Below are 23522 nucleotides of genomic sequence, written 5' to 3'. Positions count from 1 at the left end.
TCGCATGTACTTTCACGGCACAGAGGTACGACAGCGGGCGCTCGTGCTGCTGCGCGGCGGCGCCAAGAACGCGGACGTAGCTCGCCGACTCGACGTTCCGAGCGGCACGATCAGCTACTGGAAGCACGTGGACCGCGCGAAACGTGGCGAGTGCCCAGGCAGGCGCAGCCCCTCGTGTCCCCGGTGCGACGGGCGCGAGCTCGACGAAGTCGCGTACGCGTACCTGCTCGGGCTCCATCTCGGTGACGGCCACGTCGCTCAGAGCCGTGCCATGCGGGTTCCGAGTCTTTCCATCTCCTGTACCGACACCTGGCCGGGACTCATCGCCGCGTGTGTGCGGGCTATGCAATCCGTCCTTCCTGGCAATCACGCGTCGAAGGTCCAGAGGCAGGGGTGCATGGAGGTCAAGATCTCCTCGATGCACCTGCGGTGTCTCTTCCCGCAGCACGGGCCCGGCAAGAGACACGAGCGTCGCATCGCCCTCGAAGCGTGGCAACAGAAGATCGTCGACACACATCCGTGGGACTTCATTCGGGGACTCATCCACTCCGACGGGAGCCGGATCACGAACTGGACGACCCGGCTCATCGGCGGCGAGCGGAAGCGGTACGAGTACCCCCGCTACTTCTTCACCGACTCGTCCGCCGACATCATCGGGCTCTTCACTGATGCCCTCGACCGCGTGGGCGTCGACTGGAAGGCCGCGAACCAGTCCCGCACCGCGCAGAACATCTCCATCGCCCGCAAGGCGTCCGTCGCGCTCATGGACCTGCACGTGGGGCCCAAACACTGGGGCTACGTCAGCGGCTCACCGATGTGATGCACCCGGACCAGGTTCGTGGAGCCCGCGACGCCCGGCGGGGAGCCGGCCGTGATGACCACGATGTCCCCCTTCCGGCAGCGGCCGATGCGGAGGAGCTCCTCGTCGACCTGGGCCACCATCGCGTCCGTGGAGTCCACGGACGGTCCGAGGAAGGTCTCGACGCCCCAGGTGAGGTTGAGCTGGGAGCGGGTCGCCGGGTCCGGGGTGAAGGCGAGCAGCGGGATCGGCGAGCGGTAGCGGGAGAGCCGCTTGACCGTGTCGCCGGACTGGGTGAAGGCCACGAGGAACTTGGCGCCCAGGAAGTCGCCCATCTCGGCGGCCGCGCGGGCCACGGCGCCGCCCTGGGTGCGGGGCTTGTTCCGCTCGGTCAGCGGGGGCAGGCCCTTGGCGAGGACGTCCTCCTCCGCGGCCTCGACGATCCGGCTCATGGTGCGGACCGTCTCGATCGGGTGGCGGCCGACGCTGGTCTCGCCGGAGAGCATCACGGCGTCGGTGCCGTCGATGACCGCGTTCGCCACGTCGCTCGCCTCGGCGCGCGTGGGGCGGGAGTTGTCGATCATCGAGTCGAGCATCTGGGTGGCGACGATGACCGGCTTGGCGTTGCGCTTGGCCAGCTTCACCGCGCGCTTCTGGACGATCGGCACCTGTTCGAGCGGCATCTCGACGCCCAGGTCGCCGCGGGCGACCATGATGCCGTCGAAGGCGGCGACGATCTCCTCGATGTTCTCGACGGCCTGCGGCTTCTCGATCTTGGCGATGACGGGGAGCCGACGGCCCTCCTCGTCCATGATCCGGTGCACGTCCTCGATGTCCCGGGCGCTGCGCACGAAGGAGAGGGCGATGACGTCGGCGCCGGTGCGCAGGGCCCAGCGGAGGTCGTCGATGTCCTTCTCGGAGAGGGCGGGGACGGAGACGGCGACGCCGGGCAGGTTGAGGCCCTTGTGGTCGGAGACCATGCCGCCCTCGATCACGAGGGTGTGCACGCGGGGGCCGTCGACGGAGGTGACCTCCAGGGTGACGCGGCCGTCGTCGACGAGGATGCGCTCGCCCGCGGTCACGTCCTCGGCGAGGCCGGAGTAGGTCGTGCCGCAGCGGTGGCGGTCTCCCTCCACCGGCTCGACGGTGATGGTGAACTCGTCGCCGCGTTCAAGGAGTACGGGCCCCTCGCGGAAGCGGCCGAGACGGATCTTCGGGCCTTGAAGGTCGGCGAGGACGCCGACGCTGCGGCCGGTCTCGTCGGAGGCTTTGCGGACGCGCTGGTAGCGCTCCTCGTGCTCGGCGTAGCTGCCGTGGCTGAGGTTGAGGCGGGCCACGTCCATTCCGGCTTCGATCAACGCCTTGATCTGGTCGTATGTTTCGGTGGCGGGCCCAAGGGTACAAACGATTTTCGCTCGGCGCATGAGGCGAGCCTAGGGCTTACCAGCGGGTAGCGAAGGCGCCCGGCATGACTACTCAACAACCTTTCCGTGAAAGGTTGTTGACAAGTCTTGAATCTGTGCGGCGGGTTGCTCCGATGAGCGGGTTACGAGCCGAAAAGCCGTTCGTCTCAGAGTGCGGGCGGCTCCATCGTGAACCGTGCCGCGACCTCCGCGGTGACCGTCTGCCGCTGGGGTTCGAGCTCCAGCGGAGCGGGCGCCTCCACCGCCTCGGCGGCGAAGGCCATGCGCATCCCGCCGGCCGGAGCCGGCATGCCCGGGCCGAGTCCGGTGTCCGAGAGTTCGAGGAGCGCCACCAGGGAGGTGCCGAGCGCCTCTGCGTACTCGCGCGCCCGGCGCACCGCCTCCCGTACGGCCCGTCGGCGCGCCTCCGCGTGCGCCGGGGAGTCCGGACGCAGCGACCACCAGGGGCCGTCCACCCGGGTCCACTCCAGATCGGCGAGGTGCGTGACGAGCTCGCCGAGGGCGGTGAAATCGGTCAGCTCGGCCGACAGGTGCACCCAGCCCTGGTAGCCGCGCACCCGCTCGCCGCGGCCGTGCCGGGCCGGCTCGGGGGTGACGGACAGGGCGCCCGTCTCCAGCGCGGCGACGGCCTCGCCGTAGGACTTGAGGAGGGCGATCGCCTCGGCGTTGCGGCCCGTCAGGGCGGCGAGCACCGAGGCCCGGTCGGTGCCCCCGGCGCGTACCGTCACGCCGATCCGCGCCAGCTCCGGCTCCACCTCCAGGCGGCCCTCGCCACGGACCGTCACCTGGGGTGCCTCGGGGGTGGGGTGCGGGTGTGTCATACCGAACACTTTCCCACTCCGTAACCCGAAAGGTCTGTTGCGACAGTTCGGTCTGAGCCAGAATCTACGCGCGTTGTGCGCCATGGCAGGCGCCGAATCAATGGGGAGAACACATGCCGCTGAACCGCAGGACGTTCCTGGAGCGCTCGGCCGCCGCCGGGGCCGGAGTGGCCGTCGCCGGAGCCGTCGCCGTGCCCGCCGAGGCCGCCGGCCCCGGCCGCCCGCGTCCGCAGAAGCGGTACTCCTTCACCGTGATGGGCACCACCGACCTGCACGGCAACGTCTTCAACTGGGACTACTTCACGGACAAGGAGTTCGACGACAAGGCGCACAACGACGTCGGCCTCGCCAAGATCTCCACCCTGGTCGAGCAGGTCCGCGCCGCGAAGGGCCGCCGCAACACCCTGCTCATCGACGCCGGCGACACCATCCAGGGCACCCAGCTGTCCTACTACTACGCCAAGGTCGACCCCATCACCCAGACCGGCGGCCCGGTCCACCCGATGGCCCAGGCCATGAACGCCATCGGCTACGACGCCGCCGCGCTCGGCAACCACGAGTTCAACTACGGCATCCCGGTGCTGCGGAAGTTCGAGGAGCAGTGCGACTTCCCGCTGCTCGGCGCCAACGCGCTCGACGCCAAGTCCCTGCGCCCGGCCTTCGCCCCGTACAGCATGCACTGCCTGCGCACCCCGCACGGCAAGGACGTCAAGGTCGCGGTGCTCGGCCTGACCAACCCGGGCATCGCCATCTGGGACAAGGCGAACGTCACCGGCAAGATGGTCTTCCCCGGCCTCGAGGAGCAGGCCGCGAAGTGGGTGCCGAAGCTGCGCTCCATGGGCGCCGACGTCGTGGTCGTCTCCGCCCACTCCGGTTCCTCCGGCACCTCCTCGTACGGTGACCAGCTCCCGTACATCGAGAACGCCGCCGCGCTCGTCGCCGAGCAGGTCCCCGGCATCGACGCGATCCTCGTGGGCCACGCCCACACCGAGATCCCCGAGTACAAGGTCACGAACAAGGAGACCGGCAAGGACGTCGTCCTGTCCGAGCCCCTGAAGTGGGGCCAGCGCCTCACCCTCTTCGACTTCGACCTGGTGTGGGAGAAGGGCCGCTGGGTGGTCGAGAAGGTCGGCGCGCAGGTCCTCAACTCCAACACGGTCGCCGAGGACCCGGAGATCACCGGCCTGCTCGCCGACGAGCACAAGAAGGTCGTCGCGTACGTCAACCAGGTCATCGGCACCTCCACGGCGGCCATGACGACGGCCGACGCGCCCTGGAAGGACGAGCCGATCATCGACCTGATCAACGTCGTCCAGGCCGAGACGGTGAAGGCGGCCCTCGCGGGCGGCGCGTACGCCGGTCTGCCCGTGCTCTCGCAGGCCTCCTGCTTCTCGCGCACGGCCCGGATCCCCGCCGGCGAGATCAGTATCAAGGACGCCGCCGGTCTCTACCCCTTCGAGAACACCCTGGAGGCGCGTCTGCTGACGGGCGCCCAGCTGAAGGACTACCTGGAGTACTCGGCGAAGTACTACGTCCAGACCCCGGCGGGCGCGCCCGTCGACACCGCGAAGCTCACCAACGCGGACAGCACCCCCGACTACAACTACGACGCCGTGTCGGGTCTGACGTACGACATCGACATCGCGAAGCCGGTCGGGCAGCGGATCGCGAACCTGTCCTTCCAGGGCAGGCCGCTCGACCCGGCGGCGAAGTTCGTGCTCGCGGTCAACAACTACCGCGCCAGCGGCGGCGGCGCCTTCCCGCACGTCGCCAAGGCCGAGCAGCTGTGGGCGAACTCGGACGAGATCCGCAACACCATCATCCAGTGGGTGAGGGCGAAGGGCACGGTCGACCCGGGTCTCTTCGCGTCCGTGGACTGGAAGCTGACCCGGGACGGCGTGCCGGTCTTCTAGTTCCTACTGCTGCACGAGGGGCGTCAGCTTCTGGCTCTGGGCCGGGATGCTCGGCGCCTCTCGCGCGTCCAGGCCGAAGCTGGTGAAGGCGGTGCGGCGCGGCAGCGGGTACGGCTCCTTGCCGGTGACCGAGTTGAGGATGGTCGCGCTGCGCCAGGCCGCCAGGCCCAGGTCGGGGGCGCCGACGCCATGGGTGTGGCGCTCGGCGTTCTGGACGTACACGGAGCCCGTGACGGAGGGGTCGAGGACCAGGCGGTACCGCTCGTCGACCCGGGGGCGCCCGGCGGAGTCGTGGCGCAGGTACGGGTCGAGCCCGGCGAGCATCCGGTCCACCGGGCGCTCCCGGTAGCCGGTCGCGAGGACGACGGCGTCGGTGGTGAGCCGGGAGCGGGTGGACTGCTGGACGTGTTCGAGGTGCAGTTCGACCTGTGTGGTGGCGACCCGCCCCGCCGTGCGGACCCGGACGCCGGGGGTGAGGACGGCGTCGGGCCAGCCGCCGTGCAGGGTGCGGCGGTAGAGCTCGTCGTGGATGGCGGCGATGGTGTCCGCGTCGATGCCCTTGTGCAACTGCCACTGGCGGGGCACGAGTTCGCCGCGCACCGGCTCGGGCAGGGCGTGGAAGTAGCGGGTGTAGTCGGGGGTGAAGTGCTCCAGGCCGAGCTTGGAGTACTCCATGGGGGCGAAGGCCTCGGTCCGGGCCAGCCAGTGGATCCGCTCGGCCCCGGCGGGGCGGGCGCGGAGCAGGTCGAGGAAGACCTCGGCGCCGGACTGGCCGGAGCCGATGACGGTGACGTGACCGGCGCGCAGCAGCGACTCGCGGTGGGTCAGGTAGTCGGCGGAGTGGATCACCGGGACGCCGGGGGCGTCGGCCAGCGGCCGGAGCGGCTCGGGGACGTACGGCTCGGTGCCGACGCCCAGGACGACGTTCCGCGTGTAGGCGCGGCCCAGGGCCTCGGCCTCGCCCTCCGGGTCGACCTGGGTGAAGTCGACCTCGAACAGGCGCCGCTCGGGGTTCCAGCGGACGGAGTCGACCTGGTGGCCGAAGCGGAGTCCGGGGAGCCGCTCGCTGACCCAGCGGCAGTAGGCGTCGTACTCGGCGCGCTGGATGTGGAACTTCTCGGCGAAGTAGAAGGGGAAGAGGCGCTCGCGGCTCTTCAGGTAGTTGAGGAAGGTCCAGGGGCTGGCGGGGTCCGCGAGGGTCACCAGGTCGGCCAGGAAGGGGACCTGGAGGGTGGCGCCGTCGAGGAGCAGCCCGGGGTGCCAGTGGAAGGCCGGCCGCTGCTCGTAGAAGGTGGCGGCGAGACCGCCGGGGACGCCGTGCGCGAGGGCGGCGAGCGAGAGGTTGAAGGGGCCGATGCCGACGCCCACCAGGTCGTGGGGCTGATCGAGGTCCTGCTGGGGGGTGTCGCCGGTCATCGGTGCGTGCTGCCTTCCACGAGGGTGAGGATCCGGTCCAGGTCGCCGGGGGTCGCCTGGGGGTTGAGCAGGGTGGCCTTGAGCCAGAGGCGGCCGTCCGCCCCGGCGCGGCCGAGGACGGCGCGGCCCTCGGCCAGGAGGGTGCGGCGGATCGCCGCGACGGCCTCGTCGCCGGCGCCGGCCGGCCGGAAGAGGACGGTGGTGAGCGTGGGCCGTTCCTTGAGGTCGAGGCCGGGGGCCTTCTCCACCCGGTCGGCGAGGTCCTGGGCGAGGTCCATGCACCTGTCGACGAGCGCGCCGAGGCCGGTGCGGCCCAGCGCGCGGAGGGTGACGGCGGTCTTGAGGACGTCGGGGCGGCGGGTGGTGCGCAGGGAGCGGCCGAGCAGATCGGGGAGGCCGGCCTCGGTGTCGTCGTCGGCGTTGAGGTAGTCGGCGGTGTGACCGAGGACCGCGAGGTCGGCGGCGTCGCGTACGGCGAGGAGTCCCGCCGCGGCCGGCTGCCAGCCGAGTTTGTGCAGGTCGACGGTGACGGTACGGGCCCGGTCGAGGCCGTCGAGGAGCCGGCGGTGGGTACGGCTGAAGAGGACGGGGCCGCCGTACGCGGCGTCGACGTGGAGCTCGACGCGGGCACCGTGGGCCGCGCAGACGTCGGCGAGGGCGGGCAGCGGATCGATCAGGCCCTCGTCGGTGGTGCCGGCGGTGGCGGCGACGAGGACGGGCCCCTCGTCCGTGCGGGCCAGGGCTTCGTGGAGGGCTTCCGGGTCCATCGTGCCGCTCGGGGTGGGCACGGTGACCGGCTCGGGCAGGCCGAGGAGCCAGGCGGCGCGGTGGAAGGAGTGGTGGGCGTTGGCCCCGACGACGGTCCTGAGCCCGTTTCCGTGCCGCTCCCGGGCGAGGAGCAGGGCGAGCTGGTTGGACTCGGTGCCGCCGGTGGTGACGAGCGCGTCGGGCTGTGCCGTGCCCGGGAAGACCTCGGCGGCCAGCGCCGCCGTGACCTCGGCCTCCAGGGCGGAGGCCGCGGGCGCCTGGTCCCAGGAGTCCATCGACGGGTTCAGCGCGGAGGCGGCCAGGTCGGCGGCGGCGGCGAGGGCGAGGGGCGGGGTGTGGAGATGGGCGGCGCAGAGGGGGTCGGCGGGGTCGGCGGCGCCCTCCGCGAGGACCCGGACGAGGGTGCGGAGCGCCTCCTGGGGGCCCCGCCCCGTCTCTGGGAGCGGCTCCCCGAGCGCCTCGCGCACCCGCCGGGCCACGGCCTCCGGGCCGCCCGCCGGGAGCGGGCCGCCCCTGGCCTGCGCTCCTTCCCGGAGGGCGTCGAGGACCGTGCCCAGGAGACGGCTCAGGGCGGTGGTGTCGGCGGCGAGGGGCGGGGGTGCGGCACGCATGGACGACAGGGTGGCGGGGCTTGCCGGGGTTTGTCCGGAGAGTCCGCAGGTGTGACCCGAACGGGGGACGGCGCGCCTCCGGTGTGCCCGCGCCCGCGCCCGCGTGGGCGGCGCCCGCGCCCCGCGCGGGGCGCGGGCCCGCCACGGGGCGTCAGGTCACTTCCAGGTTGGCCATCATGCCCATGTCCTCGTGTTCCGCGTTGTGGCAGTGGAAGAGGTACCGGCCGCGGTAGCCGTCGAAGCGGGTGATGATCTCCGCCGACTCGCCCGGGCGCAGGGAGACGGTGTCCTTGAGGCCCGCGTCCTGCGGCAGGGGTGCCTTGCCGCCTCGGGAGAGGACGCGGAAGCCCGTCAGATGCAGGTGGACGGGGTGGTGGACGTCCGCGACGAGGCGCCAGATCTCGACGTCCCCGAGGCGGACGGTGACGTCGGAGCGGGCCGGGTCGAAGGGCAGGCCGCCGATCAGCCAGCCGTGACCGTCGTCGTCGCCCATGCGCCCCGCGCGGAAGGAGAAGTCGCGGACCCGGACGGCGTCCGACCTGCGCCAGTTCGGCAGGTCGGTCGACAGGACCCGGGGCACGCGGCTGTCGTCGGCGGCCTTGCGGGCGACCCGGAAGGCCATCACCTCGCGGGTGCGGCCGGAGCCCAGGCGGTTGACGAGCCGGACGAGGCCGCCGACCGGCTCGTGGGCGAAGTCGACGACCACGTCGTACCGTTCGGCCGGTGCCATGGGCAGGGAGCCGTGGGTGACCGGGGTCGCGAGGAGGCCCTGGTCGGCGCCGATCTGGACGAGCGGGAGGGACCGGCCGTCGCCGTCGACCAACGCGAGGTCGTAGTGCCGGGCGTTGGAGGCGTTCAGGAGGCGCAGCCGGTAGCGGGCCGCGTCGACCTCGTGGACGGGCCAGGGTGCTCCGTTGACGAGGACGACGTCGCCGAGGACGCCGGCGAGGTAGGGCTCGCGGACGCCCGGGCGGTCCCGCAGGGTGGGGTCGAGGGAGGGGTAGTCGAGGCTGCCGTCGGCGGCGAACGCGCGGTCCGTGACCATGAGGGGCAGTTCGCGCGGTCCGGAGGGCAGGCCGAGCGCCTCCTCGGCGTCGTCGCGGACGAGGTGCAGTCCGGCGAGGCCCCGCCAGATCGCCGGGGCGGTGAAGTCCATCCGGTGGTCGTGGTACCAGAGCAGCGTCGGCCGCTGGTCCAGCGGGAAGGTGTAGTCCCGGGTCAGTGCGGTCGTCACGGCCCGGGGGTCGTGCATGCCCCCGCCCGCATGGCCCCCACCATGACCGCCGCCGTGGCCGCTCCAGCCCTCGGGCAGCACCAGGTCCGTCGGGTAGCCGTCCGAGGCTGCCGGGGTGCGTCCGCCGTGCAGGTGCACGACGGTCGGCACGGGCAGCTCGTTGCGGTGGGAGACGGTGACCGGGCGGCCGCGCCGCGACTCGATCGTGGGGCCGGGGAAGGTCCCGCCGTACGTCCACAGGCGGGTCCGCACGCCCGGCAGGATCTCCGCCGTCGCCTCGCGCTGGGTGATCTCGTAACGGTCCACGCCGCCCGAGGTGCTGACCGGCGCGAGGACCTTCGGAAGCGGCAGCGGCACCCGGAACGGCGGGGGCAGGGGTACGGCGCTGCGGAGCTCGGCTCCGGTGACGGCGGGGCGGCGGGACAGCCCGGCCGCGACGCCGAGCCCGCCGGCCGCCAGCACCCCGAGCGCCCCGCCGACGGCCAGGACCCTGCGCCTCGTGAGGTCAGGCATCGACGGTCTCCCGTCGCTGGAGCGGCCGCAGCCAGACCGCGGTGAACAGCACGACGACGGCGGCGACGGTGAACACGCCCAGCGGGATGTGCAACCACAGCGCCCCGGCCGTCCCGGCGAAGTACTGCGCCGTCTCGGCGACCGCGAGCGCGAGCGTGACGTAGAACGGCCAGGAGGTGCGCAGCCGCACCCAGACCACGATCGCGACGACGAGCTGGACGAGGCAGAGCGAGGTGACGACGTCGGCGCCCACCCCGTGCATGCCGAGACCGTCGAAGTCGCCGCTCAGATAGACCCCGGCGAACACCGGCTGGCCGCAGACCGCCACCACGTGTGCCGTGACGGCGGCCCGCCACACGCCCCTCGACATGATGTGCCTCCCCCTTGTCGTCGGTACGGGAACGCCCACGACGCTATGACCCGGGCGATAACCTGTCCAAGATCAATATTGCTATCGGGTGATGTCCCAGGGGGCATGATGGATCTCCACGCGCTGAGGCAGTTCGTCGTCGTCGCCCGCCTTGAGCACCTCAGCCGCGCGGCCGAGGAACTCCGCGTGGCCCAGCCCTCGTTGAGCCGCACCGTCGCCAGGCTGGAGAGCGAGCTGGGCACGCCGCTGTTCGACCGGGTCGGACGGCTCCGGCTGAACGGCGCGGGGAGGGTCTTCCTGCGGCACGTGGAGCGCTCCCTCGGGGAGCTCGACGCGGGGCGCCGGGCCGTCACCGCGATCTCGGGCGGGGAGTCCGGCACCGTACGGCTGGCCTCGGAGACCTTCCTCACCCTGACCGGGCCGCTCGGGGCGTTCAAGCGGACCCGCCCCTCCGTGGAGGTCGAGCTCCACCAGATGGCCGCCGAGGAGATGGGCCGCGCCCTGCGCGCCCAGGAGGTGGACCTCTGTGTGGCCTCGCAGCCGTTCGCGCCCGAGGGCCTGGAGGCGGTCCGGCTGCTCGACGAGGCGGTGTGGGTGGTCACGCCGCTCGACCACCCGCTGGCGGGCCGCACGTCGGTGACCGTCGGCGAGCTCGCCGGCGAGCCCTTCGTCTCCACCCGCGCGGGACACTGGCAGCGCAGGCTCCTCGACCGGCTCTTCACGGCGAACGGCCTGGCGCCGCCGAGGATCGTCTGCGAGGGCGACGAGCCCAGCGCCACGGCGATCCTGGTCGCCGCGGGTCTCGGCATCGGTCTCATCCCGGCCATGGCCCGGCGCAGTGCGACCCGCGCCCCCGTCGCCTGGATCTCGGTCGACGATCCCGACTGCCGGCGCACCCTCACCCTGCTCCGGTACGCCGACAGCCGCCCGACGGGCGCCGCGCGCCTGATGCACGCGGCGCTGACCGGCTGGGACTGGACGTCCGGCCCGGTCTGACCCGCCGGACGCGCCCTAGCCGCGGACCCGGAGGGTCCTGCGGAGGTCGTCGAGCTGGTCGACCAGCTTGCGGTGGAGGGCCGGGATCATGGTGTCCTCCGCCAGGTGGGACTCGCCCAGGGACAGGGACTCCTCGTCGATCGCGTACGACGGGAAGGCGTAGCGCCCGGCGGCCTCGGCCATCGCGGGGCCCCGGCGGTCGCCGAGCGCGACGGCCGCCTCGTAGAAGCGCGGCACGTACTCCCGTACGAGCTCGGCCTGTTCGGGCTGCCAGAAGCCCTGGGCGGTGGCGGTGAAGAGGTAGTTGGAGAGGTCGTCGGAGTCGAAGAGGGACGACCAGGCCGCGGCCTTCGCCTCGGGCGTCGGGAGCGCGGCCCGGCAGCGGGCCGCGCCCTCCTGGCCCGTGGCGCTCGGGTCCCGCTCCAGTTCGGCGGCGATGACCGTCTCGTCGGTGGCGCCGAGGACGGCGAGGCGGGCGAGGATCCGCCAGCGCAGCTCCGGGTCGAGCTCCGGGCCGCCGTGGACGGTGCCCTCGTCGAGCCAGGAGGCGATCTTGTCGGGGGTGGTGGCGCTGTCGATGCAGGCGCGGACGGCGGTGAGGCGCAGTCCGGGCGCCTCGCCGTCCTCGGTGCGGCGCAGCAGGGCGCGGGCGATCTCGCTGATGGTGGCGAGGGCGGCGGGGCGCTCTTCCTCGGTGACGTACCGGTCGGCGATCTGGGTGCGGGCGAAGCCGAGGATGCCCTGGACGAGGGCGAGTTCGTTCTCCTCGGGGAGGTGCGCGAGGGCGACCTCCAGGTAGTCGGCGGGGGCGAGGTCGCCGTCGCGGACCATGTCGCGCAGCGCGTTCCAGATCACGGCCCGGGTGAGCGGGTCGGGGATGCGGGAGAGGCCGCGCAGGGCGCTCTCCTCGGAGACCTCGTCGAAGCGGAGCTTGGTGTAGGTGAGGTCGCCGTCGTTGAGGACGACGAGGGCGGGGCGCGGGCCGCTCAGTTCGGCGGGCACCTCCTGCGGGACGTCGAGCTCGCGGCGCTCGCGCAGGGCGAGCTCGCCGTCGGGCTGCCGGTCGTAGATCCCGGCCCGGATCCGGTGCGGGCGGCTGCCGTCGCGGTCGACGTGGAGGCGCCAGTGGGTCCCCTCGCCTTCGAGGCGGGGGGTGAGGGTGTCGACGCCGGTGGTGCGCAGCCACTGCTCGGCCCAGGCGTGGACGTCGCGGTCGGTGGCGGCGGCGAGGTTGTCGATGAAGTCGGCGAGGGTGGCGTTGCCGAACTTGTGGCGCTTGAAGTGGATGTTGATGCCGGCGAGGAAGTCCTTCTCGCCGAGCCAGGCGACGAGCTGGCGCAGCGCGGAGGCGCCCTTGGCGTAGGAGATGCCGTCGAAGTTGAGGAGCGCGGAGGCGGTGTCGGGGACGGCTTCCGGGTCGGGGGCGACGGGGTGGGTGGAGGGGCGCTGGTCCGCCTCGTATCCCCAGGCCTTGCGGGTGACGCCGAAGTCGATCCAGGTGTCGGGGAAGAGGTCGGAGCAGGCCTCGTCGACGGTCTGGAAGCCCATGTACTCGGCGAAGGACTCGTTCAGCCAGATGTCGTCCCACCAGCGGAGGGTCACGAGGTCGCCGAACCACATGTGGGCCATCTCGTGGGCGATGACCATGGCGCGGGTCTGGCGCTCGGTGACGGTGACGGCGGAGCGGAAGACGAACTCGTCGCGGAAGGTGACGAGTCCGGGGTTCTCCATGGCGCCGGCGTTGAACTCGGGGACGAAGGCCTGGTCGTACGAGTCGAACGGGTAGGGCTCGTCGAACTTCTCGTGGTAGCGGTCGTAGCAGGCCTTGGTGACGGCGAGGATCTCGTCGGCGTCGGCGTCGAGGTGGGCGGCGAGGGAGCGGCGGCAGTGGATGCCGAAGGGCAGGCCGGCGTGCTCGGTGCGGACGGTGTGCCAGGGGCCGGCGGCGACGCAGACGAAGTAGGTGGAGAGCAGCGGGGTGGGGGCGGCCTGCCAGCGGCCGTCGGGCTGCTGCTCGGTGATGCCGTTGGAGAGGACGGTCCAGCCTTCGGGGGCCTTGACGCCCAGTTCGAAGACGGCCTTGAGGTCGGGCTGGTCGAAGGCGGCGAAGACGCGCTGGACGTCCTCCATGAACAGCTGGGTGTAGACGTACGACTCGCCGTCGGTGGGGTCCGTGAAGCGGTGCATGCCCTCGCCGGTGCGGGAGTACCGCATGGTGGTGCTGATGCGCAGGGTGTGCTCGCCCTCGGTGAGGCCGAGCGGGAGCCGGTTGCCGTCGAGGGTGGTGACGTCGAGGGGCTCGCCGTCGAGCTGGGCGGAGTGGAGGGTCTCGGGCTTGAGCTCGACGAAGGTGTCCCCCGCGGCGCGGGCCGTGAAGCGGATGAGGCTCCGTGAGTGGAAGGTCTCGTCGCCGGTGGTGAGGTCGAGGTCCACGCGGTAGTGGTGGACGTCGAGGAGCTGGGCACGGGTCTGCGCTTCGTCGCGCGTCAGTACGGACATGGGCCCTATGCTGCCCGATCGCTCCGTTCCCGGGCAGGGGGTGTGGGGACCTCAGGCCAGGCCGGAGCCGTTCAGGTGGGCGAAGGCGGCGGTGATGCGGGGCCGGTCGTAGCCGCTGGGGCCCGCGGCGCCGCTGGAGATCAGGGCGTGGAGCAGGATCCGGGCCTTGGCGGGGTCGAGCGGGCCGGCCGGGATCAGTCCGTGGTGGAGCAGGTCGTGCTCGGAGCCGGGGCTGCGGTAGGTGTCGGTGAGGGTCGCGCCGCCGCCGGTGCGGGAGGCGAGGACGACCGGGATGCGCCGGGCCAGTTCGGCGAGGGGTTCGACGAGCGGGGCGGGGGCGTGGCCGCCGCCGAAGGCGGCGACGACGAGGCCCTGGAAGCGGTCGTCGACGGCGTCGAGGAGCTCGCCGCGGTCGCCGAGGGAGAGGGTCACGAGGGCGACGCGTACGGAGGGGTCGAGCTTGAGCGGGCAGAGCGCGGCGGGGACGGCGGGGCGGAGCAGGATCCGGGGCCGACCCTCGACGACGGTGCCGATGGGTCCGGCGCCGGGTGAGGCGAAGGTGGCGATGGAGGTGGTGTGGGTCTTGCGGGCGAGGCGGGCGGCGTGGATCTCGTCGGCGAGGACGACGAGGACGCCGAGGTTCCGGCAGGCGGGGTCGGCGGCGACGGCGAGCGCGGCGGCGAGGTTGGCGGGGCCGTCGGCGCCGGGCAGGTCGGGGCGGCGCATGGCGCCGGTGACGGCGATCGGCTGCTCGGTGGTGCAGAGCAGGTCGAGGAGGAAGGCGGTCTCCTCCAGGGTGTCGGTGCCCTGGACGACGACCACGCCGGATCCGTCGGCGACGGCCTTCCGCACCTCGTCGGCGAGGGCGGCGAGGTCCTCGAAGGAGAGGGTGGAGCTGGGGACGCGGCGGAAGTCCCGCAGGACGACGTCCTCGGGGGCGCCGAGGCCTGCGAGGACCTCCTGGCCGGTCATGCGGGCGGCGTCACCGCCTCGGGCGGAGATGGTGCCTCCGAGGGTGAAGACCGTGACGCGGCCCATCAGCGTGCTCCGTCCGCAATCGTCTCGTGGTGCCGGATGACCTCGGCGATGATGAAGTTGAGGAGCTTCTCCGCGAAGGCCGGGTCCAGTTTCGCGCTCTCGGCGAGTTCGCGCAGCCGGGCGATCTGGCGGGCCTCGCGGGCGGGGTCGGCGGGCGGGAGCTGGTGCTCGGCCTTGAGGACGCCGACCTGCTGGGTGCACTTGAAGCGCTCGGCGAGCATGTGCACGACCGCGGCGTCGATGTTGTCGATGCTTTCGCGCAGCCGGGTCAGCTCGGCGATGACGGACGGGTCGATGGCACTGGTGTCGCTGGTGTCGCTCATGATCTGCGAGCTTAGACGGATCTCGGGAGGATCGTGGGCGGGTGTTCGGGATCCGGAACGCTGTTGCTCCAGCCGCCGTGCACGGACCGCCCCTGCTGCTCGCGGAACCGGATGGGCGCGGTGCCGACGCGGCGGGTGAAGAGCCGGGAGAAGTAGGCGGGGTCGTCGTAGCCGACGCGGCGGGCGACGGCGGCGACGGGCAGCTCGGTGGCGGCGAGGAGTTCCTTGGCGCGGCCGAGGCGGACGGTGAGCAGGTAGTCCTTGGGGCTGCATCCGGCGGCGCGGCGGACGGCGGTGCGCAGTTCGGCGGGGGTCATGCCGTGCCGGGCGGCGTGCTCGGCGACGGAGAGCGGCTGGAAGGCGTCGCGGGCGAGGGCGGCGAGGACGGGGTCGCCGTCGGCGTTGGTGTCGGCGCGGGCCCGGCGCAGCGCGACGAGCAGCTCGTGGACGGCGGCGCCGGTCTCGACCTCCAGGAGGGGGTTGCCGGGGCGGGCGGCGCGGGCGATCCGGCCGATGGCGGCGCGGGCGGGCGCGGCGTCGGAGAGGGGGACGACGGGCCGGTCGGGCTCGATGTAGCCGAGTTCGGTGTAGGTGGCGGTGGCGGGTCCGGTGAAGTCGACGAAGGCCTCGTCCCAGCCGGTGCCGGGGTCGGCGGCGTAGTGGTGGGGGGTGCCGGGGGTGAGCCAGAGGAGGGCGGGGGCGGTGACGGTGGTGCGGCGTCCGTCGGGGCCCCGGTACCAGCCGCTGCCGGCGGAGACGACGACGGCGACGTGGTGGTCGAGGGTGCGCGGGCCGACGGTGGGCAGGGCGCCGTGCTGGAGTCCGACGCCGAGGCAGACGAGGCCGAGGCGGTGGTGGACGGGTCCGGGCGTGAAGTAGCGCATCCAGGTGTGGTACATCCGTCGGCCCCTCCGTAACGTCCAAACTGCGACGATCTTTGTCCATGGACCGTGCCGCCGCCAGGGGGCGAGGGTGAGGCCATGAGCACGTTCGCTGTGGGTGACGAGGACTTCCTGCTCGACGGGCGGCCGGTGCGGCTGCTTTCGGGGGCGCTGCACTACTTCCGGGTGCACGAGGGGCACTGGGAGCACCGGCTCGGGATGCTGCGCGCGATGGGCCTCGACTGTGTCGAGACGTACGTCCCGTGGAACCTGCACGAGCCGGAGCCCGGCCGGTACGCGGACGCGGACGCGCTCGGGCGGTTCTTGGACGCGGTGGGGCGGGCCGGGATGCGGGCGATCGTGCGCCCGGGTCCGTACATCTGCGCCGAGTGGGAGAACGGCGGGCTTCCGCACTGGCTGACCGGTCCGCTGGGGCGGCGGGTGCGGAGTCTGGACCCGGAGTTCCTGGCGCCGGTGGGGGCCTGGTTCCGGCGGCTGCTCCCGCAGGTGGTGGAGCGGCAGGTCGACCGGGGCGGGCCGGTGGTCCTGGTGCAGGTGGAGAACGAGTACGGGAGTTACGGGAGCGACCGGGGCTATCTGGAGTGGCTCGCGGGGCTGCTGCGGGACTGCGGGGTGAGCGTGCCGCTGTTCACCTCGGACGGGCCCGAGGACCACATGCTGACGGGCGGTTCGGTGCCGGGGGTGCTGGCGACGGCGAACTTCGGCTCGGGGGCGCGGGAGGGCTTCGCGACGCTGCGGCGGCACCAGCCGTCGGGGCCGCTGATGTGCATGGAGTTCTGGTGCGGCTGGTTCGACCACTGGGGCCGGGAGCACGCGGTGCGGGACGCGGCGGACGCGGCGGCGGCGCTGCGGGAGATCCTGGAGTGCGGGGCCTCGGTCAATGTGTACATGGCGCACGGCGGGACGAACTTCATGGGCTGGGCGGGCGCGAACCGGGACGGCGAGCTGCACGACGGGCCGCTGCGGGCGACGGTGACCTCGTACGACTACGACGCGCCGATCGACGAGGCGGGGCGGCCGACGGAGAAGTACCGGGCCTTCCGCGAGGTGCTCGCGGAGTGGGCGGAGGGGCCGCTGCCGGAGGTGCCGGAGCCGCCGGCCCGGCTGGGCGCGCCGGTCGCCGGGGTGCTCGACGGGTGGGCGCCGCTGGACGGGGTCCTGGAGGTCCTCGGCGGCGAGGAGACGGTGACGCCGGTGCCGCCGACCTTCGAGGAGCTGGGCGTGGACCGGGGCCTGGTCCGCTACCGGGTGGCGGTGCCGGGTCCCCGGCAGCCGTACCCGCTGGGGGTGACGGGGCTGCGCGACCGGGCGGTGGTGTACGTCGACGGGCTGCCCGCGGGGGTGCTCGACGGGGAGGACGCCGTCCTTCCCGAGCCGGTGGCGGGCCCCGCGCTCGTGGACCTGTGGGTGGAGTCCCTCGGCCGGGTCAACTACGGGCCGCGGCTCGCGGAGCCGAAGGGGATCACCGGCGGCGTACGGCACGAGCGGCAGTATCTGCACGGGGTGCGGGCGCGGGGGCTGCGGCTCGACGCCTTCGAGGCGGCGGCGGTCGGCGAGGTGCCGTTCGTCCCGGTGCCGGAGGACCCGTACCCCGGTCTGTACCGGGGTACGCTCGACGTGGCGGGCGCGGGCGACGCGTGGCTGCGGCTGCCCGGCTCGACCCGCGGCTTCGCGTGGGTGAACGGCTTCTGTCTGGGCCGCTACTGGGCGGCCGGCCCGCAGGACGCGCTGTTCGTGCCGGGCCCGGTGCTGCGGGAGCGCGCGAACGAGGTGTGGGTCCTGGAACTGGAGGGCGGGGCACCGTCCTCCGTGGAGCTGGACCCCGTGTGAGTGAGGCGGGTGCCCCCGGAGCCGAGGCCGCTCCGGGGGCACCCGTTCGCAGGTCCGCTACAGCGTGGCCGCGGCGGACTTGATGGCGGCGGCGAAGGTCGAGACCTCCGTGTAGACGCCGGGGTAGCCGGCCCGCGCGCAGCCCTCGCCCCAGCTCACGATGCCGACCTGGACCCAGGCCCCGGCGTTGTCCTTGCGGAACATGGGGCCGCCGGAGTCGCCCTGGCAGGTGTCGACCCCGCCCTGGCTGTAGCCGGCGCAGATCTCCTCGGCCGGGACGAGGTCGCTGCCGTAGGCGGCCTGGCAGGTGGCGTCGGAGACGAACGGGACGTTCGCCTTGAGGAGGTAGCGCTGCTGCGACCCGCCCTCGCGGGCGGCGCCCCAGCCGGCGACGGTGAAGGTGCCGGTGTTGTACGCCGTGGTCTCGGCGATCTTCAGGTTGGGCAGCGAGGTGATCGGGGTGGCGAGCTTGATCAGCGCCCAGTCCTTGCCCTGGCCGTTGTAGCCGGGGGCCTGGAGGACCTTGGTCGACCTGACCTTGACGGCGCTGCTCGACTGGAGGTCCACGACTCCGGCGGTGGCGGTGATGCTGGTGTTGGCGCCGGAGCCGCTCACGCAGTGGGCGGCGGTGAGGACGACCTGAGGGGTGATCAGGGAGCCGCCGCAGCCCATGGAGAGCCTGACCATCCAGGGGAACTCGCCCTGTGCGGCGCGGGTGCCGCCGACGACGGGGGCCGGGGCCGCGGAGGCGGTGGTGGGCTGGAGGCTGACGGCCGCCAGGACGACGGCGCCGGCCGCCGCCAGCTTCTGGAGGGCACGGATCATGCGGTTCTGCTTCACGTGTCTTCCTTCTCTCGTGGGGGGTCGGCCTCGACGGAGGGATGACATGAACGCGATGACATGCGCTCGTCAAGGCATGTCCGGATTATGAGCAGCGCCCAACTGGCGCCACAAGAAAGCCTTTTCGGCCAGATCCGATGGGGGGACCGTACAGTGGACGCGAAGGGGGATCCGGCATGCCGAACCGTCATGGGGCCGACCGTGTCATCCACGGCTTTCCGCACCGCGCCACGGTGCGGGCCTCGCTCACCGCGCTCTACCGCCGCCTCTCCCCCGACGGCGTGCACCGCTACCCGGCCAGCGTGACCGCCGACGACGTCGCCCTCGACGACGACGAGGACCTCCACCTCGGCGCCCAGCGGGTGGCCCACGCCCTCGTCCGGCACCTGCAACTGCCCGAGGCGCGCATCGTGGTGAGCTTCCGCCCCATGGAGTACGCGGCGGCCGTCGAGCTCACGGCCGGACCCGAGTACTTCGTGGAGCTCAACGACCGCTTCCGCACCCGCCGCAGGGACATCGGCGCGGCCCTCGCCCACGAGATCACCCACGTCCTGCTGCACCGGCTCGGCCTCGGCTTCCCCGGCACGGCGGAGAACGAGGTCCTCACCGACGTGACCACCTCCTACCTGGGCGCCGGCTGGCTGCTGCTCGACGCGTACCGGCAGGACGGCGTCGAGAGCCAGAAGCTCGGCTACCTCACCCCGGAGGAGTTCGGCTACGTCCTCGCCAAGCGGGCCGAGGCCTTCGGCGAGGACCCCTCGCCCTGGTTCACCAGCGCCGTGGCGTACGAGGCGTGGGTACGGGGCCGGACGGAGGCCGCGCGGGAGCGGACCGTGCCGCCGCTCGCCGGGGCGGGCTGGGCCGAGCGCCGCCGGTACGCCGTGCAACGACGCAGGGGCCGGGCCTCCGAGGACGCCCCCTACGCCTTCGAGGGCGGGGCCCCGGCGACCGGCGTCTCCTTCCCCTGCCCGGTCTGCCTCCAGCGCCTGCGGGTGCCGGCGGGGCCCGTCCTGCGGGCCCGGTGCGGGGTGTGCGGCTCGGTCCTGGAGTGCGCCTCCTGACGAATCGATTTGCGCCACGTGCCGACGGCGGGTCAGGGTCGGTGCATGAGCACGCTGTTCGACGCCATCCGGGACGGGGACGAGAACGGGGCCGTGCGGCTCCTGCGGGACGGGGCGGACCCCGAGGGCCGGGAGGACGGGGAGACCGCGCTGTACCGCGCGGCCGTCGGCGACGAGGCCGGCATCGTGCGGGTGCTGCTCGCCGCCGGGGCCGACCCCGCCCGGGGCAGCGGCGAGGACGACGGGGACCTGCCGCTGTGCGGAGCGGCCTGCGGCGGGCACACCGAGGTCGTGCGGGCGCTGCTCGCGGCGGGCGCGGCGGCCGACCAGGAGGAGGCGTACGGCTTCACCGCGCTCGCCTGGGCCCTCCGCCTCGGCCACGCCGACACCGCCCGGGTCCTCCTGGAGCACGGCGCCGACCCCGACCGGCCGGGCCCCGACGGGGTCCTCCCGCTCGTCGCCGCCGCGCGGCGCGGCTCCACCGGCTGCGTGCGGGCGCTCCTCGACCACGGGGCGGGGGCCCGGGAGGCCGCCCTGCGGGAGGCCCGGCGGTGGATCGGCGTCGACATCGCGGCCGAGCTGCGGCGCGGGCTCGTCGCCGGGAACGAGGGCGGGCAGACGTACGAGGCGGCCGTCCGGCGGATCCGGGAGGACGGCGGCATCACGGTCGTCGTCGAGCTGCTGCGGGAGGACGGGGCGCCCGGGCGCGGCGACGACCGGGGGACCGGTCACGCGGCGATCGCCACGCTCCTGGAGGCGGCGCTCGGGCTGCGCACCCCGCACGAGGAGCTCGCGGCGCGGGCGCTGCGCCGCGGCGACCCCGAGCTGGACGACTGGACGACGGCGGTGGCCGAACTGGCGGGCCGGGCCGACGAGGAGACGTTCGTGGCGGCGGCCGGATGGTGCGCCTACCGCGATCCGCTGCGCCGGGCGCTGGGCGCGCGGGTGCTCGGCGCGCTGCCGGGCTTCGGTCCGGGCGCGGTCCCGGTCCTGCGGCGCCTCGCGGCGGAGGCGGCGCCCCCGGCGCGGGAGCCGCTGCTCTCGGCGGTCCTCGCCCTCGGGGAGTGCGCGGACGCGGCCGCCGTCCCCGAACTGCTCGCGGCGGCCGGGCATCCCGACGCGGTGGTGCGCCGGGCCGTCGCGGCGGCCCTCGCCGGGATCGTGCCGGCCGGTCACGTCGAGGCGCTCGGGGTGCTGCTCACGCTGAGCCGGGACGGCGACCCCCGGGTGCGGGACTGGGCGACCCTCGCGCTCGCCGAGCTGCCCGACGACACCCCGCTCGTACGGGAGGGGCTCGCGGAGCGGCTCGGCGACTCCGATCCGGAGACCGCGGCGGAGGCGGCGCGGGGGCTCGCGATCCGTCAGGATCCGCGCGCCGTCGACGCACTGGCGTCGATCCTCGCGGACGGGGAGGCGGACGGGGCGCCGCGCGAGACGGCGCTCGCCGCCCTGGAGCACGTCCGCGACCCGCGGGTCAGGACCCGTCTGGAGTGGACGACCCCGCGCCGCGCCTGACGTCCTGCCCGGGGTTCAGCAGGCGTGGTCGATCAGGTCGAACGTGGCGTAGTGGTCGGAGGTGTAGTAGTCCTCGTCCGCCGTGCTGCCGGTCACGATGCGGCGGGCACCACGGGTGGAGACGCCCGGGGTCTTCACCGTGTACTCGTGGTAGTAGCCGTAGGTGTGGGCCGGCAGGACGCCTTCGCGGTTCTGGAAGACGACGCCGTCCTGGCTGTACGGGAAGGGGCCGCCCGCGTCGATCAGCCGCAGGGTGTCGTAGGCCTGGCTGGGCAGGTCCGAGTAGCAGATGTCCCCGACGGACGCGGTCGTCGCGAGCGAGGACGCGGCGGCGACGGGCGCGGGGGCCGGCGCGGCGGTGGCCGGGGCGCCAAGGAGGAGGGCGGACAGGAGGGCGGTGGCGACACCGCCGGCGAGGGTGATTCGAGGGGGGATTCGCATGGCTGGATGATGACGCGCGTAGACCTCGGCCGGGAAGCCCAACTCCCTTCAATTCCCCGAACGTTAACCGCGTCCTCCCGAACGTGCGGATCCCGTGTACGCGCGCCGGCACCCCGCAGGGGACACGTGGACGCGCCGCCCCTCCCCCTGGACACGCGGGCGCGCGCCGGGACCCCGCCCTGGACGCGTGGGCGTGCGCCGGGACCCGGTCGGGTCCCGGCGCGCGCCGCGGGTGACGGAGGCTCACCTCCCTCCGGCCGGGAGCCGCAGGCTCAGCAGGGCGGCGCCCGCGTAGGCCGCGAGGACCCAGGGCATCGCGGCGGCGAGGGAGAGGTCCGCGAAGTACGCGGTGCCGATGGCGGCCGCGCCGAGGGCGCCGCCGAACTGCTGGGCGGTGGAGAAGACTCCGGAGGCTCCGCCGGCGAGTTCGGCCGGGGCGGCCGAGAGGACGATGCCGACGAGCGGGACGACCAGGAAGCCGAGGCCGGCGCCCGCGACGGCGAGGCCGGGGACCAGCGGCCAGGCGCCGGTGTGGACCGGGGCGGCGGCGTCCATGGCGTACCAGACCCAGCCGTAGCCCCCGGCCATCAGGAGCGCGCCCGCGACCGGGACGTACCGGCCGAGCTTGACGGCGAGCGGTTCGGCGGCCGGGGCCGTGAGGAAGCCGCCCGCCGAGAAGGCGGCCATCAGGACGCCCGCCTGGGTCGGGGCGTAGCCCTGGCCGCCCTGCAGCCAGATCGCGAGGACCAGGAAGAAGCCCTGCATGCCGAAGGCGAAGAGGAGCTGGACGGCCAGGCCGTACGAGAAGGCCGGGACGGTGAAGACGCGCGGGGGCAGCACCGAGCCCCGTACGGCGACCGCGGCCACCGCGAGGGCGCCGGCCGCGAGGAGGCCCCAGCCCCAGAGCGGCCAGCCCCAGCCGCGGCCCTGGACGAGCGGCAGGACGACGGCGACGAGTCCGGCGGCGAGGACGAGGCTGCCGAGCACCGGGGGCCGGCCGGCGGCGCGCTCCCGGGTGGTGGGGACGAGGACGACGGCGGCGGCGAGGGTGAGTGCGGCGATCGGCACGTTGACCAGGAAGACGCTGCGCCAGCCGAGCCCGAAGAGGTCGGCGTCGGTGAGGACCCCGCCGAGCAGCAGTCCGATCGCGGAGGCGAAGCCGGCCACCGCCCCGTACATCCCGAAGACCTTGCCGCGGTCCTTGCCCCGGAAGAGGCTCTGGAAGGAGCCGAGGACCTGCGGCATGAGCACGGCGGCGGTGACGCCCTGCACGGCGCGGGCGGCGATCAGCTGGCCGGGGCTCTGGGCGATGCCGCAGACGAGGCTGGCGAGTCCGAAGCCGGCGGTGCCGGCGAGGAAGAGCGCCTTGCGGCCGTACCGGTCGCCGAGCCGTCCGGCGACGACGAGGGTCGCGGCGAAGCCCAGGAGGTACGCGGAGACGGTCCACTGGAGGGCGCTCTCGGAGGCGCCGAGCCCGTGCCCGAGCGAGGGCAGGGCGACGTTGACGATGGTGACGTCCACGAGGTCCATCAGGGCGGCGACCATCATGACGACGGCGGCGGCCCAGCGGCGCGGATGGACGGTGAACGGGTCGCCGGTGGCGGCGGTCGTGACGGTCGTGGACATCTCCACCCTCCATTTATTTCGTTCGGACGAACGAAATAAAAGTGGCACGCACTCCCCCTTGATCGCAAGTGTTTCGTTCGGTCGAACGAAATGAATTTTGCTAGGCTGCCGCCATGAGCGAGCAGGACCAGGAACGGGGCGCGGTCATCGCCGCCCTCACCGCCGCCGGCCGGGACTCCAGCGCCGCCTCCGTCGCCTTCCACTCGGCGATCGCGGCCCAGCAGGACCTGGGCGCCACCGAGACCAAGACGCTCGACCTGCTCGAACGGCACGGCCCCCTCACCGCCAAGGAGCTGGCCGAGCGCTCGGGCCTGGCCCCCGCCTCCGTCACCGGACTCGTCGACCGCCTGGAGCGCAAGGGCTTCGTGCGCCGGGTGAAGCACCCGACGGACAAGCGCCGGGTGCTCGTCGAGCCCCGCCCCGAGAAGCTGGCCGAGCTCGCCCCGCTCTTCGACGACTGGGCGCGCGAGGTGCACGAGCTCTACGAGGAGTTCACGACCGAGGAGCTGGCGACGATCACCCGCTTCCTGACGGGCGCGACCGAACGGCAGCGCGCCGCGACCAAGCGCCTCACGGAGTAGC

At 73.4% G+C, this 23522-nt stretch carries 20 protein-coding genes; 7 read left to right on the top strand and 13 right to left on the bottom strand.

Translation table 11 applies throughout. The features are described 5' to 3' along the window. Positions 1 to 4 precede the first annotated feature (4 nt). On the top strand, positions 5 to 820 hold the full coding sequence (locus BLW86_RS28115) for a hypothetical protein (protein WP_093878917.1): 816 nt from the start codon (positions 5 to 7) through the stop codon (positions 818 to 820). Here the strand turns inward: BLW86_RS28115 and pyk are convergent. Together pyk and BLW86_RS28105 are read right to left on the bottom strand one after the other, a co-directional pair. Continuing rightward, a complete protein-coding gene (pyk, locus tag BLW86_RS28110; RefSeq protein ID WP_093876621.1) occupies positions 796 to 2223 on the bottom strand; it encodes a pyruvate kinase in 1428 nt (475 codons plus the stop codon). The genes BLW86_RS28115 and pyk overlap by 25 nt on opposite strands. A gap of 146 nt (positions 2224 to 2369) precedes the next feature. Further along, positions 2370 to 3044: an SIMPL domain-containing protein gene (locus BLW86_RS28105; protein ID WP_093876620.1), complete on the bottom strand. Its 675-nt coding sequence runs from the start codon at positions 3042 to 3044 to the stop codon at positions 2370 to 2372. A gap of 113 nt (positions 3045 to 3157) precedes the next feature. On the opposite strand from BLW86_RS28105, the gene BLW86_RS28100 reads away from it, so the two are divergent. Continuing rightward, positions 3158 to 4957: a bifunctional metallophosphatase/5'-nucleotidase gene (locus tag BLW86_RS28100; protein ID WP_093876619.1), complete on the top strand. Its 1800-nt coding sequence runs from the start codon at positions 3158 to 3160 to the stop codon at positions 4955 to 4957. Between the two features lie 3 nt (positions 4958 to 4960). Here BLW86_RS28100 and BLW86_RS28095 read toward each other — a convergent pair whose 3' ends face one another. From BLW86_RS28095 to BLW86_RS28080, 4 genes are all read right to left on the bottom strand, one after another. Beyond that, positions 4961 to 6373, bottom strand: coding sequence for a lysine N(6)-hydroxylase/L-ornithine N(5)-oxygenase family protein (locus BLW86_RS28095; RefSeq protein ID WP_093876618.1), 1413 nt, complete (start codon positions 6371 to 6373; stop codon positions 4961 to 4963). After that, positions 6370 to 7752, bottom strand: a complete 1383-nt coding sequence (locus BLW86_RS28090) for a pyridoxal phosphate-dependent decarboxylase family protein (RefSeq protein ID WP_093876617.1) — start codon at positions 7750 to 7752, stop codon at positions 6370 to 6372. The genes BLW86_RS28095 and BLW86_RS28090 overlap by 4 nt, the downstream gene beginning before the upstream one ends. Positions 7753 to 7903: 151 nt before the next feature. Next, complete coding sequence (locus BLW86_RS28085; protein ID WP_093876616.1) at positions 7904 to 9499, bottom strand: multicopper oxidase family protein; 1596 nt, start codon at positions 9497 to 9499, stop codon at positions 7904 to 7906. Further along, a complete protein-coding gene (locus BLW86_RS28080; protein ID WP_177181775.1) occupies positions 9492 to 9869 on the bottom strand; it encodes a hypothetical protein in 378 nt (125 codons plus the stop codon). The genes BLW86_RS28085 and BLW86_RS28080 overlap by 8 nt, the downstream gene beginning before the upstream one ends. Positions 9870 to 9974: 105 nt before the next feature. On the opposite strand from BLW86_RS28080, the gene BLW86_RS28075 reads away from it, so the two are divergent. Next, the gene (locus BLW86_RS28075; protein WP_256341452.1) at positions 9975 to 10865 is read left to right on the top strand and encodes a LysR family transcriptional regulator; all 891 of its coding nucleotides are present in this window, start codon (positions 9975 to 9977) and stop codon (positions 10863 to 10865) included. Positions 10866 to 10880: 15 nt separating this feature from the next. Here BLW86_RS28075 and pepN read toward each other — a convergent pair whose 3' ends face one another. The 4 genes from pepN to BLW86_RS28055 are packed head-to-tail and all read right to left on the bottom strand — an operon-like array spanning position 10881 to position 15624. Further along, the gene (pepN, locus tag BLW86_RS28070) at positions 10881 to 13364 is read right to left on the bottom strand and encodes an aminopeptidase N (protein WP_093876615.1); all 2484 of its coding nucleotides are present in this window, start codon (positions 13362 to 13364) and stop codon (positions 10881 to 10883) included. Between the two features lie 51 nt (positions 13365 to 13415). Then, on the bottom strand, positions 13416 to 14402 hold the full coding sequence (locus BLW86_RS28065; RefSeq protein ID WP_093876614.1) for an asparaginase: 987 nt from the start codon (positions 14400 to 14402) through the stop codon (positions 13416 to 13418). Continuing rightward, positions 14402 to 14725, bottom strand: a complete 324-nt coding sequence (locus tag BLW86_RS28060) for a chorismate mutase (protein WP_093876613.1) — start codon at positions 14723 to 14725, stop codon at positions 14402 to 14404. Before BLW86_RS28060 ends, BLW86_RS28065 begins: the two co-directional genes overlap by 1 nt. A gap of 11 nt (positions 14726 to 14736) precedes the next feature. Next, positions 14737 to 15624: a helix-turn-helix domain-containing protein gene (locus tag BLW86_RS28055; protein WP_093876612.1), complete on the bottom strand. Its 888-nt coding sequence runs from the start codon at positions 15622 to 15624 to the stop codon at positions 14737 to 14739. An 81-nt stretch (positions 15625 to 15705) separates the two neighbouring features. On the opposite strand from BLW86_RS28055, the gene BLW86_RS28050 reads away from it, so the two are divergent. Beyond that, positions 15706 to 17457 (top strand): glycoside hydrolase family 35 protein, encoded by a 1752-nt coding sequence (locus tag BLW86_RS28050; RefSeq protein WP_093876611.1) that lies wholly within the window; start codon positions 15706 to 15708, stop codon positions 17455 to 17457. 57 nt (positions 17458 to 17514) lie between these two features. On the opposite strand, the gene BLW86_RS28045 is transcribed toward BLW86_RS28050, so the two are convergent. Then, positions 17515 to 18282 carry a S1 family peptidase gene (locus tag BLW86_RS28045; protein ID WP_093878915.1) on the bottom strand — a complete coding sequence of 256 codons (768 nt, stop codon included), beginning with the start codon at positions 18280 to 18282 and terminating at the stop codon, positions 17515 to 17517. A 191-nt stretch (positions 18283 to 18473) separates the two neighbouring features. Here BLW86_RS28045 and BLW86_RS28040 point away from each other — a divergent pair, with 191 nt between their 5' ends. After that, complete coding sequence (locus tag BLW86_RS28040) at positions 18474 to 19358, top strand: hypothetical protein (protein WP_093876610.1); 885 nt, start codon at positions 18474 to 18476, stop codon at positions 19356 to 19358. A gap of 45 nt (positions 19359 to 19403) precedes the next feature. Next, a complete protein-coding gene (locus BLW86_RS28035; RefSeq protein WP_093876609.1) occupies positions 19404 to 20873 on the top strand; it encodes an ankyrin repeat domain-containing protein in 1470 nt (489 codons plus the stop codon). A 15-nt stretch (positions 20874 to 20888) separates the two neighbouring features. On the opposite strand, the gene BLW86_RS28030 is transcribed toward BLW86_RS28035, so the two are convergent. Together BLW86_RS28030 and BLW86_RS28025 are read right to left on the bottom strand one after the other, a co-directional pair. Further along, positions 20889 to 21314: a ribonuclease domain-containing protein gene (locus tag BLW86_RS28030; protein ID WP_093878914.1), complete on the bottom strand. Its 426-nt coding sequence runs from the start codon at positions 21312 to 21314 to the stop codon at positions 20889 to 20891. Between the two features lie 243 nt (positions 21315 to 21557). Next, positions 21558 to 22940 (bottom strand): MFS transporter, encoded by a 1383-nt coding sequence (locus BLW86_RS28025; protein WP_093876608.1) that lies wholly within the window; start codon positions 22938 to 22940, stop codon positions 21558 to 21560. 113 nt (positions 22941 to 23053) lie between these two features. Between BLW86_RS28025 and BLW86_RS28020 the strand changes: the two genes are divergently transcribed. Next, positions 23054 to 23521, top strand: a complete 468-nt coding sequence (locus BLW86_RS28020; RefSeq protein ID WP_093876607.1) for a MarR family winged helix-turn-helix transcriptional regulator — start codon at positions 23054 to 23056, stop codon at positions 23519 to 23521. Position 23522: the final 1 nt, after the last annotated feature.

Origin of the sequence: Streptomyces sp. TLI_105 (genome assembly GCF_900105415.1) — a bacterium.
Lineage (GTDB): Bacteria > Actinomycetota > Actinomycetes > Streptomycetales > Streptomycetaceae > Streptomyces.
The sequence above is the reverse complement of the archived record's forward strand: the minus strand, read 5'-3'. Positions and strand labels throughout refer to the sequence as shown.

Excerpts from the sequence above, each read along its gene's own strand:
- BLW86_RS28100 (WP_093876619.1), top strand. The coding sequence starts at position 3,158 with ATGCCGCTGAACCGCAGGACGTTCCTGGAGCGCTCGGCCGCCGCCGGG.
- BLW86_RS28080 (WP_177181775.1), bottom strand. The coding sequence starts at position 9,869 with ATGTCGAGGGGCGTGTGGCGGGCCGCCGTCACGGCACACGTGGTGGCG.
- pyk (WP_093876621.1), bottom strand. The coding sequence starts at position 2,223 with ATGCGCCGAGCGAAAATCGTTTGTACCCTTGGGCCCGCCACCGAAACA.
- BLW86_RS28020 (WP_093876607.1), top strand. The coding sequence starts at position 23,054 with ATGAGCGAGCAGGACCAGGAACGGGGCGCGGTCATCGCCGCCCTCACC.
- BLW86_RS28060 (WP_093876613.1), bottom strand. The coding sequence starts at position 14,725 with ATGAGCGACACCAGCGACACCAGTGCCATCGACCCGTCCGTCATCGCC.
- pepN (WP_093876615.1), bottom strand. The coding sequence starts at position 13,364 with ATGTCCGTACTGACGCGCGACGAAGCGCAGACCCGTGCCCAGCTCCTC.
- BLW86_RS28075 (WP_256341452.1), top strand. The coding sequence starts at position 9,975 with ATGATGGATCTCCACGCGCTGAGGCAGTTCGTCGTCGTCGCCCGCCTT.
- BLW86_RS28085 (WP_093876616.1), bottom strand. The coding sequence starts at position 9,499 with ATGCCTGACCTCACGAGGCGCAGGGTCCTGGCCGTCGGCGGGGCGCTC.
- BLW86_RS28065 (WP_093876614.1), bottom strand. The coding sequence starts at position 14,402 with ATGGGCCGCGTCACGGTCTTCACCCTCGGAGGCACCATCTCCGCCCGA.
- BLW86_RS28095 (WP_093876618.1), bottom strand. The coding sequence starts at position 6,373 with ATGACCGGCGACACCCCCCAGCAGGACCTCGATCAGCCCCACGACCTG.
- BLW86_RS28050 (WP_093876611.1), top strand. The coding sequence starts at position 15,706 with ATGAGCACGTTCGCTGTGGGTGACGAGGACTTCCTGCTCGACGGGCGG.
- BLW86_RS28035 (WP_093876609.1), top strand. The coding sequence starts at position 19,404 with ATGAGCACGCTGTTCGACGCCATCCGGGACGGGGACGAGAACGGGGCC.
- BLW86_RS28090 (WP_093876617.1), bottom strand. The coding sequence starts at position 7,752 with ATGCGTGCCGCACCCCCGCCCCTCGCCGCCGACACCACCGCCCTGAGC.
- BLW86_RS28025 (WP_093876608.1), bottom strand. The coding sequence starts at position 22,940 with ATGTCCACGACCGTCACGACCGCCGCCACCGGCGACCCGTTCACCGTC.
- BLW86_RS28115 (WP_093878917.1), top strand. The coding sequence starts at position 5 with ATGTACTTTCACGGCACAGAGGTACGACAGCGGGCGCTCGTGCTGCTG.
- BLW86_RS28045 (WP_093878915.1), bottom strand. The coding sequence starts at position 18,282 with ATGATCCGTGCCCTCCAGAAGCTGGCGGCGGCCGGCGCCGTCGTCCTG.
- BLW86_RS28105 (WP_093876620.1), bottom strand. The coding sequence starts at position 3,044 with ATGACACACCCGCACCCCACCCCCGAGGCACCCCAGGTGACGGTCCGT.
- BLW86_RS28030 (WP_093878914.1), bottom strand. The coding sequence starts at position 21,314 with ATGCGAATCCCCCCTCGAATCACCCTCGCCGGCGGTGTCGCCACCGCC.
- BLW86_RS28055 (WP_093876612.1), bottom strand. The coding sequence starts at position 15,624 with ATGTACCACACCTGGATGCGCTACTTCACGCCCGGACCCGTCCACCAC.
- BLW86_RS28040 (WP_093876610.1), top strand. The coding sequence starts at position 18,474 with ATGCCGAACCGTCATGGGGCCGACCGTGTCATCCACGGCTTTCCGCAC.